Source organism: bacterium (assembly GCA_021372535.1).
GTDB lineage: Bacteria > Latescibacterota > Latescibacteria > Latescibacterales > Latescibacteraceae > JAFGMP01.
This window is the reverse complement of sequence record JAJFUH010000052.1, coordinates 1-11,201: the sequence shown is the minus strand read 5'-3', so window position 1 is coordinate 11,201 and position 11,201 is coordinate 1. Positions and strand designations below refer to the sequence as shown.

7 protein-coding genes are annotated in these 11,201 nt (G+C 53.5%); 1 reads left to right on the top strand and 6 read right to left on the bottom strand.

Annotation, left to right across the window (positions count from 1 at the left end; translation table 11 throughout):
- The first annotated feature begins 14 nt into the window (after nucleotides 1-14).
- A complete protein-coding gene (locus LLG96_05750) occupies nucleotides 15-2,963 on the top strand; it encodes a T9SS type A sorting domain-containing protein (GenBank protein ID MCE5249707.1) in 2,949 nt (982 codons plus the stop codon).
- 255 nt (nucleotides 2,964-3,218) lie between these two features.
- On the opposite strand, the gene LLG96_05745 is transcribed toward LLG96_05750, so the two are convergent.
- The 6 genes from LLG96_05745 to LLG96_05720 all read right to left on the bottom strand — a co-directional run bounded on the left by LLG96_05745 (nucleotide 3,219) and on the right by LLG96_05720 (nucleotide 10,936).
- A complete protein-coding gene (locus tag LLG96_05745; GenBank protein MCE5249706.1) occupies nucleotides 3,219-4,073 on the bottom strand; it encodes a ThuA domain-containing protein in 855 nt (284 codons plus the stop codon).
- 98 nt (nucleotides 4,074-4,171) lie between these two features.
- On the bottom strand, nucleotides 4,172-5,020 hold the full coding sequence (locus LLG96_05740; protein MCE5249705.1) for a ThuA domain-containing protein: 849 nt from the start codon (nucleotides 5,018-5,020) through the stop codon (nucleotides 4,172-4,174).
- Between the two features lie 65 nt (nucleotides 5,021-5,085).
- Complete coding sequence (locus LLG96_05735; GenBank protein MCE5249704.1) at nucleotides 5,086-5,643, bottom strand: hypothetical protein; 558 nt, start codon at nucleotides 5,641-5,643, stop codon at nucleotides 5,086-5,088.
- Nucleotides 5,644-5,782: 139 nt separating this feature from the next.
- Entirely contained in the window at nucleotides 5,783-7,789 is a 2,007-nt protein-coding gene (locus tag LLG96_05730; protein ID MCE5249703.1) for a glycoside hydrolase family 20 zincin-like fold domain-containing protein, read from the bottom strand.
- A 248-nt stretch (nucleotides 7,790-8,037) separates the two neighbouring features.
- Nucleotides 8,038-8,754, bottom strand: a complete 717-nt coding sequence (locus tag LLG96_05725) for a hypothetical protein (protein MCE5249702.1) — start codon at nucleotides 8,752-8,754, stop codon at nucleotides 8,038-8,040.
- A 367-nt stretch (nucleotides 8,755-9,121) separates the two neighbouring features.
- Complete coding sequence (locus tag LLG96_05720) at nucleotides 9,122-10,936, bottom strand: DUF6259 domain-containing protein (GenBank protein MCE5249701.1); 1,815 nt, start codon at nucleotides 10,934-10,936, stop codon at nucleotides 9,122-9,124.
- Between the last annotated feature and the right edge of the window lie 265 nt (nucleotides 10,937-11,201).

Genomic DNA, 11,201 nt, shown 5'->3' with positions numbered 1-11,201 from the left:
TACGGAGGTCATACATGTTTCGTCTTCTTCTTATTGTACTAATGCTTGCGGTACCGACACTTTCCCACGCGGCGACCATCACCGTCAACGCCGGTCCCATCGACAAGGACACCCACTGGACAAGCGATAATGACTATCTTCTCAATGGCGCCGTTTATGTAACCGCGGGCCATACCCTCACCATCGATCCGGGCACGGTCATCCGCGCCGAGGACGGCCAGCTCGAAAGCCTGAGCTTTCTCTGCATCAGCCAGGGCGCTAAAATCAATGCGGTCGGCACTATAAACCGTCCCATCATTTTCACGACAAAGTATGACACCGACCTCGCCAGTACCGACGATGTCGGCCCCTTCGAGACCGGTTTCTGGGGCGGCGTTCTCCTCTGCGGCAAGGCGTCCACCAACAATGCCAACAAGGTCCAGACCATGGAAGGCATGCCTACAACATGGACCTTCACCAATTACGGCGGCGATGACGACCATGACAATTCCGGTATCATGAAGTACGTCTCCATCCGCCATACCGGCATCGTGTTCGCACCGAACAAGGAAATGCAGGGGCTTACCCTCTGCGGTGTCGGCGACAACACTGTAATTGACTATGTCGAATCGTATGCTTCGAAGGATGATGGTGTCGAAATCTTCGGCGGCACGGTCAATATGAAACACTTTGTGGTGGCTTTCTGCGAGGACGACTGTTTCGACACGGATGAAGGCTGCCGCGCCAAGTTCCAGTTCTGCTTCGCCATCCAGAGCCTGGGAACGGGCAACGACACGCTGACCGAACAGGACGGCGGTGTGGCGCCCGAAGACGCCGAACCATGGGCGCGTCCCCAGATGTATAACTGCACGTTTCTCGGTACCGGCATGAACGGGCCCGAAACCGAGACCAAGATCGGTATGCACCTCCGCGACAACACCGCAGGCACCTGGGCCAACAATATCATCGGCGACCTCTCCGGTCAGCTCCTCTATATCGAAACTCCGTCCTCGGGTCAGGGCTCCGTGGACCGCGTAGCCGATGGATCGCTCGTGTTGAAAAACAACATCTTCTTCAACATCAAAGCCGGGACAACGCTCGATGCGATCAGCATGAAGAAATCGGGCGAAAGCGCCTATACAGCCACCATGCTGTCTAATAATGCCAACGCAATCACCGATCCGATGCTCGCCAATATCTCCCGACAGCCGGACGGCAAACTCGATCCCAGGCCAAAAACCGGAAGCCCGGCATACCAGAACATGGCTGTTGTCCCGAATGACGGTTTCTTCGAAACGGTTGCCTACAAGGGCGCATTCGATAAGGACAACTGGATGATCGGCTGGACCGCGCTCGACAAGTACGGATTTCTCAAGCACGGCGGGATCGAGACAGTCGTCATTAATGCCGGTCCCATCGACAAGGACACCCACTGGACAAGCGACAACGACTATCTTCTCAACGGTGCCGTTTATGTAACCGCGGGCCATACCCTCACCATCGATCCGGGCACGGTTATCCGCGCCGAGGACGGCCAGCTCGAAAGCCTGAGCTTTCTCTGCATCAGCCAGGGCGCCAAAATCAACGCTGCCGGTACACTCGACCACCCCATCATTTTCACAACCAAGTACGATACCAACCTTAACAGCACCGATGATGTCGGCCCGTTCGAAACCGGTTTCTGGGGCGGCGTTCTGCTCTGCGGCAAGGCATCCACCAACAATGCCAACAAGGTCCAGACCATGGAAGGCATGCCCACAACATGGACCTTCACCAATTACGGCGGCGATGACGACCATGACAATTCCGGCGTCCTGAAATATATCTCAATCCGCCATACCGGCATCGTGTTCGCACCGAACAAGGAAATGCAGGGTCTCACCCTCTGCGGTGTCGGCGATAACACCGTAATTGACTATGTCGAATCGTATGCATCGAAAGATGACGGTGTCGAAATCTTCGGCGGCACGGTCAATCTGAAACATTTTGTGGTGGCTTTCTGCGAGGACGATTGCTTCGATACGGACGAAGGCTGCCGCTCCAAGTTCCAGTTCTGCTTCGCCATCCAGAGCGAGGGAACAGGCAATGACACCCTCACCGAGCAGGACGGCGGTGTGGCGCCTGAGGACGCCCAGCCATGGGCACGCCCCCAGATGTATAACTGCACCTTGCTCGGTACCGGCATGAACGGACCCGAAACCGAAACCAAGATCGGGATGCACCTCCGCGACAACACTGCTGGTACCTGGGCCAACAACATCATCGGCGACCTGTCCGGTCAGCTCCTCTACATCGAAACACCATCATCCGGCCAGGGCTCGGTCGATCGCGTAGCCGACGGTTCGCTCGTGATGAAGAACAACGTTCTTTTCAACATAAAGGCAGGATCGACATTTGAAGCCGTATCAATGGTTAAATCAGGAGAAGCCGCCTATACAGCCAATATGCTCGCCCAAAACGGCAACGCCATCGCCGATCCGATGCTTACCTTCATCACTCGCCAGCCCAATGGCGCCATGGATCCGCGTCCCGCCACAAGCGGATCTGCCTATCAGAACCTTGCGGCGATCCCGAACGACGGTTTCTTTGAGACGGTCGCTTACAAGGGCGCGTTCGACAAGGACAACTGGATGATCGGCTGGACTGCGCTCGACGATTACGGTTTTCTGAGTCATGCACCCGGCACCGTTGTCGCGGTCGAGGAGAATACTCTCCCCGCAGCGATCCGGATTTCGCAGAATTTCCCCAATCCATTCAATCCCTCCACGACAATCAATTTCAGCCTCACCGAAACATCTCCGGTCAAACTGTCAGTCTATAATGTAACTGGCCAGCTGGTCGATACGCTGATCGATAATTCGTCAATGGTCCCGGGCACATACTCGGTCAGGTGGGATGGCATGGGCCATTCGAGCGGCGCGTATATTTACCGCATCGAAGCCGGTTCGACCGTTGTCACCCGACGAATGCTTCTCGTCAAGTAAAGATATCCCCCCATAAGCACGAAACGCCGCCCGAACCGGGCGGCGTTTTTGTATTAAAAGGCAATTGACCGGAGAAAGTGCGTTACGGCAATCCGAAAATCCATCTCTCCTGATTTGCCGAACGGACTGAAGTTAAATATAGGACATTTTTCAGTATCTTCTATCCTCTCAGCAGGCATGTTTTTTGTTGTAATGTGTAAAAAAAGCATCCGGAAAAGTACATTTCCCGGATGCTTTCTTCATATCGTCAACAGATCATGAATAATACCTGTTTTTCGCATTCGGGTACTGCGGAATCTCACGGTTCATGGCCCAATGCGCGGCACGCCACAGAATCGTCTGGTATTCCGGTGCCTGATAAGCATGAACCGTGCTTCCCGGCAGGAGACCGACGATTCTCCCTTTTCCGCTTTCCAGCGCCCATCCGCTCACAGTCTGACGTTTCTCGTGGATCGCAGTCGTCTCGAAAAGAGTCGCGGTGGATTCGGACTTGATAATAACGGCAAACTGTTCGTCGAGTGCTATCAGGAACTTTCCGACCCCTTTCGTTATCGGATGGTCTCTGTTCACATGCGTGACCCACAGGGGCTCGAACTCGTGCGGCAGTTCCTCCTTGACATCGAGGAAATCCACGAACTTCCTGTTTCCGGCGGCGACCGAATTATGGAGCGCGAGCAGTCCCATGCCCCGGTTTTTGACATTGTCGATGACAGCCTTTACATTCGTATCGGTCCAGAGAGTCCCGCCCGGGACAATCGCATCGGCCACACCCGCGTTTTCGGCGCACAGGTCGATGGGGTCCTCTCCCCCGTCACGGCAGGTGATGAGAAGATCGGCATCGCTGATGAGCGAAGGTGTAAAAAACTTGTTTGCCCGGACAAATATAAGCCGCCAGTCCTTTTTTGACTCGAATATCCTGCGGACACATATTTCATGCCCGATCCCGTTATTCAAGGCGGTCGTACCGAAAATTGCGACAACCTTCGTTTCTCCGGGAGCTTTGGGCTTGAGGGCGGCATGTGCGGCCTGAGTTGAAAGCGTGGCCGCAGCCAGTGATGCAAGACCGGCTCCGATAACACCCCGTCTTCTTTCTTTATCGGTTGAATCCATTGTAACCTCCAAAATATATTAGTAATTATGGATTATAATGATTGTCGTGTCACTTTTCCCCGATTACCGGCAATCACCGATATTCCATGTCGATTTTTCTACCAGATAAAGTTATCAAAATTCCTGAAAAACGGTTCGATAGCAAGGTTCATCGACCAGTGTGCGGCGCGCCACAGTATCTCCTGATACTGAACCTGGTACCATGTCCATTCGTAATGTCCCGGAGTCAGCGTGACAATTCTGCCTTTGCCCCGTTGAGAGCAGATTCCCTGAATTGTCCAGCGTTTGTCGTGCACCCCCTGGCTTCTGAACAGCACCGTAACATCGGGATCGTCGGGATTCCTCAGGAATAAACCGAACTGTTCGTCGAGCTGTATGATGAATGGTTCGATGCCCTGAGTGATGGGATGATTCTGATTGAGGTTACAGATGATAACGGGCTGAATTTCACGGTGGAGCAGGCAATCGGCTCCGAGGAGGGTATTGAGCTCATCGCCGGTAAACCAGGGTGTGTTGTGGACTGCAATCCAGCCCATGCCGCGGTTTATTACATTATCCTTTATTGCCGCAATATTTTCCTCGTTGTACAGGCTCGCTCTCTTTGTTCCCGAGGTGTCGGCAAGACCGCTCGGGCTCCATTCGAAGGAATCGCCGGCATAGTAGGTAATGAGCAGATCGGTATCGCTGAGGAGTTCGGGCGTAATGGGACCATACCACCGCGCAAACCAGACACGGGCGTTTTTTATATGGGTCATGACAGGCCGGATACTTGATTCCAGCCTGTAATCATGCCCCATCGCGCCGACAATCTTGAGCTCTCCCGGTTTCTTCGGCTCAGGTTCAGGCAATAGAGCGTTCGCTTCGGGAGGAGTGAATGCCGCAGCCGCAGCGGCGGCAATTCCTGTTTTCAGAACGGTTCTTCGCGAGTGCTTGTGTGATATATCCATGTATGTTCTCCTGAATGAATTCAAATTCCGCACAAATGCCCATACGGTGTTCATGGGCTTCCCGGTCAATAAAAAATACCCTGCTGGGAATCCAGTTCCGACTGTGATCTGTTCGCCACCCAGTGATTGATGTTGTCTTTCCATTGAATCATGTATAAATCGTCGAGCAGCACATACACCTTTGGATCGGGTTTATTGGTCGAAGGATTTATCGGAATGAAAGAAACCGCATGGTGCTCGATTTCACAGATGGATATGGGATTGGTTTGCACCTCGGTATTATCGGAACCCTGCCATCCTCCGCCGCCGAGAATCGCCCATGCGCCCAGGGCAGGGATTTTCCGAATGAGCGCTACACTTTTGATGTTCTGAAAGCTCCGGCCATCGAAGAAATACCAGAAACCTTCTTCGGGTTTATCGAGCCTTCCGTAGTAGAACTGAATACTGCCCCGCTGGGCTTGTGTGTAATTGGGTAACTGTTTGCCGGTGACAATATCGATTCTCGGTGAATTTTTATCGAATACAATACGCACGGGTGACTGGTTCTGAGCAAATGAATTCATGGAGACAATCATGATCAGGGTGCCGGCAATCAATGCACATTTTAAAAGCTTTGTATGCATACGGTATCCGCCTTTCATATAAAGGTGTGTTATAGTGAAAAACCATAATTCATGACGATATAATATCGAAAACAGACACATAATAAAATTCATTTTTTATAAGGCGATGAAAAAATACCTGTTTCACATGCACACCAAATCAGCGTATCGATTCCCGTATCATCGCCGTGATGTCTTCCGACAGTTTGAGCGTGCCGGTAAACCGTCCGCCGCCCGCACCTTCACCGAAAAGCGCTTCCCATCGTTTCAACGCATCGTTGGTGCCGCTGCATGCCCCGGTGAGTTTTTCGAGATGCATTTCAATCTCTTTCCGCACGCTGTCATCCGGAGCGACACCCCCTGAAATCCGTTCCGTTATCTCGTAGATTTCACGGGCCATCACGATATATCCCCTGACAACCGTCGTTTCTTCGAGAATCTTCGGATCATCGAGGGTACGGGCAATCGCGAGCGCACGGTCACACTTTTCCAGCGCCCTGTCGAAATCCCCGGTCGTGGGAAAATACCGGAACATATCTTCGCCGAGTATCGGTCTGACACGATTTTCGATCATGCGACGGGTAATTCCGAAACCGGGCACAAAGTTGAAGGGTACCGCCGAACCGTAGATATCCCACGATACCGAGCCGAGAAGAACAGCCCAATCAGCGGCGGCCCCGGGATTCTTCATTCCCCTGCGCGTCACCCATGCGAGTGCAAAATCCCGTTCGGAACGGCCGTGCGCGTTCCATGACCACTCCGCTGCGGCGGCGATATTGAATTCGTACAGCATGAGGTTCGGAGTGGCATAGGCGCTCAGGAGGGTCAAACCTTTGTCGACATATTCGTTCATCCGCGCCCTGACAAACTGGGGGGAACTCCACGGGCACACGACTGCCCAGGAAACGGTGAGCTGCGGACAGACTCCCAGCATCCGTCCGCGCGCCGCATACTCACGCAGCGGAAAATATATCATCGGCTCGCGGGAGGAATCGTACGTTTTCTCGCCGTGATAATAAACGACCCCGACATCTCCGGGAATCTCCGCCAGAATCTTTTCGTTGGTCGGATAGCTGCCCTGTGTCAGCAGTATACGGATTCGAAGGTTAGGGTATTTCACCCGAGCCCGCTCGTACGCCTTGAGAATCGCCCGCGTTTCCATGACATACTGTCCGGCCTTGCGGCATTCCTCGCAGTCGCACTGCTGTTCGACTTCGCTGAGCCATATGGAAATCTCGTCGACAGAGGGTTGTCCCGCCAGCGCTTCCATCCAGTCGGCCAGTACGGCGGCGAGTTCCGGTCTGTTTGCGCAGGGGGGGATGAACCGGTCATCGATCGTTGCGCCGCGGCCTATGAGATCGGGATATTTCTTGTAGATACCCGTGCGTTCCAGGTGACTGAGGTGGAGAATGATGGGAACGAAGTGCACGGCATGCCTGGCGCAGAATGTCGGGAAATCGACGCCCTCGATCTCTGTCGGCCCTTTCGATGGTATCGCGGTAACCCTGCCGTGGCCGTCCTCATCGACAGTGAGATTCGTAAGGCAGTCGACGAGGTTCATCTTGAGGGAAGCCATCCATTCGATCTGATCGGCGGGAAAGGTATCGTCCCACATTCCCCGGTATTTCAGGTCGGGCCAGTCCGTAACCTCAGCAAGCGGTATGGTCACCATACCCCTGTCGAACCGGTTTCCGAGGAGCTGTTCGAGCGTTTGAACGGCGTAATAAACCCCGCGCTCATCGATTCCCGCGAGGACAAGCCTGTTCGATTCCTTCCTGCGGATCACGTATGCCTGCTCGCTGTTGGGGAGTGTTTTCAGACGCTCCGTTTCTCCGGCGAGGTTAATACCCATGACTGTACCGCGACTGTCAACCATACCGATGACAATCTCGAATTTCCCCGCTCCCGTCGATGTCCTTATATTCGTTCCGAGGAGCGAGGCCAGCTCTTCCGCCGCGTTACGTTCCACCGGCCCGGCGCCGGGGCGCAGACATACGGAGACATCCTTCACCGCCACGGTAATCTCGCCATCAAAACGAATTTCCTTGGGGAGCGGGATCAGACGGTTCAGCCATTCCTGATGTCCGGCAGAGTAGACCGGTAAACAGAAAAAAAACGAATACAGCACCGACAGGGCGATCAGATAAAGCAGAGACCGGTTTTTCATGGTTACGAGTCCTTTATTATTGCTCCGGTGGTTAAACAGTGACATAAGATTGTGTCATGCCGAACGTGTTTCGGCATCTATTTCAAATATTAGTATCATTATATATTCGCCGGAGCAATAATTGAAGAAACCTCCGATATAATCACCATGCAAGTGATTAATTGTGTCACAGGTTATTCATTAACGAAAGGTCTTCCATTATAAATAACAGGAAATCACCATCGATCATGAATCAGGCACACAAAGTCTCAAAGCCGCGAACCGAAACCGACCGCAAACGAGCCAAAGCCATGCACGGTGTCCCCGCTCATATAATTCGGCATCCAGTAAAGCCAGAAAAACGATCGATTCTTCTGGTACATGAGGCTCGGCGAGAATGGTCCCCACGATCCGAGCGCTAACTGAAATGTCAGGCTGGAAATGTCGTCAGGACGATACCGCACCATGGGATAGAGTGCCAGGAATGCCGATATCGCGGCTGTGTCGTTCTCCGCACGGCCCGCTCTGTCAGTCCGTCGCCTGAAGGACAGATAATCACCGCCTTCGAAGGCAAACGTAACATGGGCACCAATTCCCGCATCGACATGACGTCTCGAAAAGAACCGGACATGGCTCAGCGTTGGAGCCAGTCCATAGTAGTCGTAGACGCCGTTATAGTCACCCACGTGTGTCGCGGAGTATCTTCCCTGATAAGCCATGAATCCGAGATTCGTGTCGGATCGCCTGTCCGATATAGCCAGCAGAAACCGGGCGCGCGCCAGGTGGTTATACTCGCCGTTGTTAAATGAGGTACCATTGCCGGCGTCGATCCCGATAAGCCGGTACTTCTGCCCATCCCGCACCGGCGCTGCCGCGATGGGAGGCACATGAGAGCCGCGGATGCCCGCATAGTAATTGGGCAGACATCCGGCCACAAGCGTTCCGGCGGCGATGATCGCCATGATCCATACAGGTCGCTGAAACAATCGTTTACCCCGTTTTACAGTTGCCGATAACCATCCGTGTTCTATCAAAATTTGTGAACAGTCCGTGTCGGCACCATACCCTTTGAGAGTGAAAAAAGTATTCGGTTATCTCCATAAATCAGCACTATTATCGATCCCTCCGGCTTCGTCGTTTCCCCCCTTATAAACAAAGAAGGAGCTTCCCTGTTCGCCTGTCCGCTTTTTCCCTGTGGTTATTGTAGGGGCAACCCACTGTGGTTGCCCACTGTGAAAAAATCCGCGTTCTATAAATAATCATGAATAGATCGGATTAAAAGGGATATTCAGAAAAAAAATATTCCCCATTAACACCCGATACCGAAAAACACACATCCCCCGCTGAACTCTCTCATCCGGCGGCGCTGTCAAGCATCCGTTTTACAGCGGGATTGGGGTCGTTTATATCCTGCGGCGATCTGATCGTAACAGTCGGAATAGCCCCATGCTCGAGGTGAATACGCATGCGCATCTCCTCGTCTTTGTTCCGCCCGCTCAGGCTGGAATATCCGAACGTCCGGCACAGTTTTCCGAACAGCACCTCGTTGAGGTTGCACCCGCCGGCGCGCTCCAGACCGTCAACCGACTCCTGCCAGCTTTTGAAAAGGTGCGCCTGCCCAAAAGACAGGCCCTGCGCGGTAATCTCGTTCAGTCCTTCACCGCCGACAACGAGACCTTTCCCGAGCGTCGCGACATGCGTAATCAGCCGTTTCATGCCCTCGGAAGGCGTTGTCGCCTCAACGAAGCAGTTGTAGAGGTTATACGAGTGAAGGGTCACATCGATAAACACGGTGTCGAGAGAAAGCTCCTGCGCCGCATCGAGTATGTTCTCCCCCAGAATCGAGCGCCACATGCTCAGACCAGGATGTACTTTCACCATGACATTCTTGTCACGGTTTTTCGTGCGGTTCGAGTTCGATTCGGGAACGCCGATAGCCCGGCCTTTGTACCAGCTCCACCCGAGAAGCTGTTTTTTCTCGATGGTGCGGATTTGAAAATCACGGATCAGCGGATACACGGGATTCGTCGGGTCCATATCGATCGAATTGAAATGGGGCATGATGCGGAATCCCATGCTCCGGCATTTTTCGATGAATGCTTTCCCCTTGTCGCTCGCTTTATACGTGGGATAATTCTGGTCATAGATATCGGTCCGCCAGTCCGGATAATGAATAAGCACATTCCGGGGCGGCAGCTTCTTTGCCAGCGCATCGGGGATGTCGGGATTTCCGGGACACCAGCTCACCGCAAATTTCACATCGAATATCCACGGCTGCCGTCTCCCCTCTTCCGAAGCCAGATCATAGGCCTGCCAGTACCATGTCCGGTATTCTTCCGCGGGCGCATGCCAGTCTCCCCGGAAGGCATTGATCCGCCAGCAGATGCCCCCGGCGCTCAGGTTACTGTCAACGGGGCCATAGGCTTCGCTGTCGAGGCCGATTTCATTGGGCTCGGAATCCGAGCCGACTTTCAGCGCCTTGTACCGGTACCGGTCATCCCGTGTGTGGACCCAGAATCCGCCTTCACCTGCCTGAAAAATGGCGAGACCGGCCTCCCAGTACATGGGCCATTCCCACCGGCTGTTCCGTATCAGAGGATCGTCCAGCGGGAGTTTGACGCCCTGGAAAAACGGGGCGACAAGCTGGAGATCGTTCCGCAGACCGGTCAGACACCAGCGGCAGGCCCGTACCCCCGGCCGCGATGAATAGGCCGAAGGCTCCACGAGAATGTCTCCGGTTTCGGGATCGACCGAGATTGCCATGACACCGTCGCCGTCCCAGCTCTGGAACAGTATCTCCGCCCTTGTGTCGGAAAGCTGACGGGTTATGATGCTGCCGAACTTTTCCTCATCGATGCCGACTGTTTCATCCGAAAAATAGACAATCCGCAGGGCGGCGGAACGGTTGACATCCACGCCCTTTATGAACTCTTCCCCCGTGGCTTTACTTTTCAGCGAGACGAGGAAACCTTTGTCGATGATCGCGGTCAGCGTTTTTGTTTCGATATGGACTTTATTATCCGCGACTCTGACCGATGCGTTTCCGGGCGCGGATGCGGAACCGGCCTGTCCGGCATGGGCCGTTTTAACCCCTGCAGCGAGAACAGGCGCCAGTTGTGTGAATGCAGCGACATTGCCCGCTTTTATCATGAGCTCCCTGCGTTTCATGGCAGACCTCCCGAATGTTCGGAAACGTGATGGGAAATATCTATCTCGACGCAAGCATCGAGGTATAAAGTCTGATTTACTTTTTTCCTCAATCGCTTTCTCTTGGGCTGCGAAATGATTAAGATATTGCTCCGGCGATTAAACAGTGAAATATATTTCGGAAATTGAGCCCTATAAAGGTGATTCGATACAATCTGTGTAACTGCGCACCAAGCCGTCATTCCCGCGAAAGCGGGAATCCATGTTTTTTTTACTTCCGGTATCA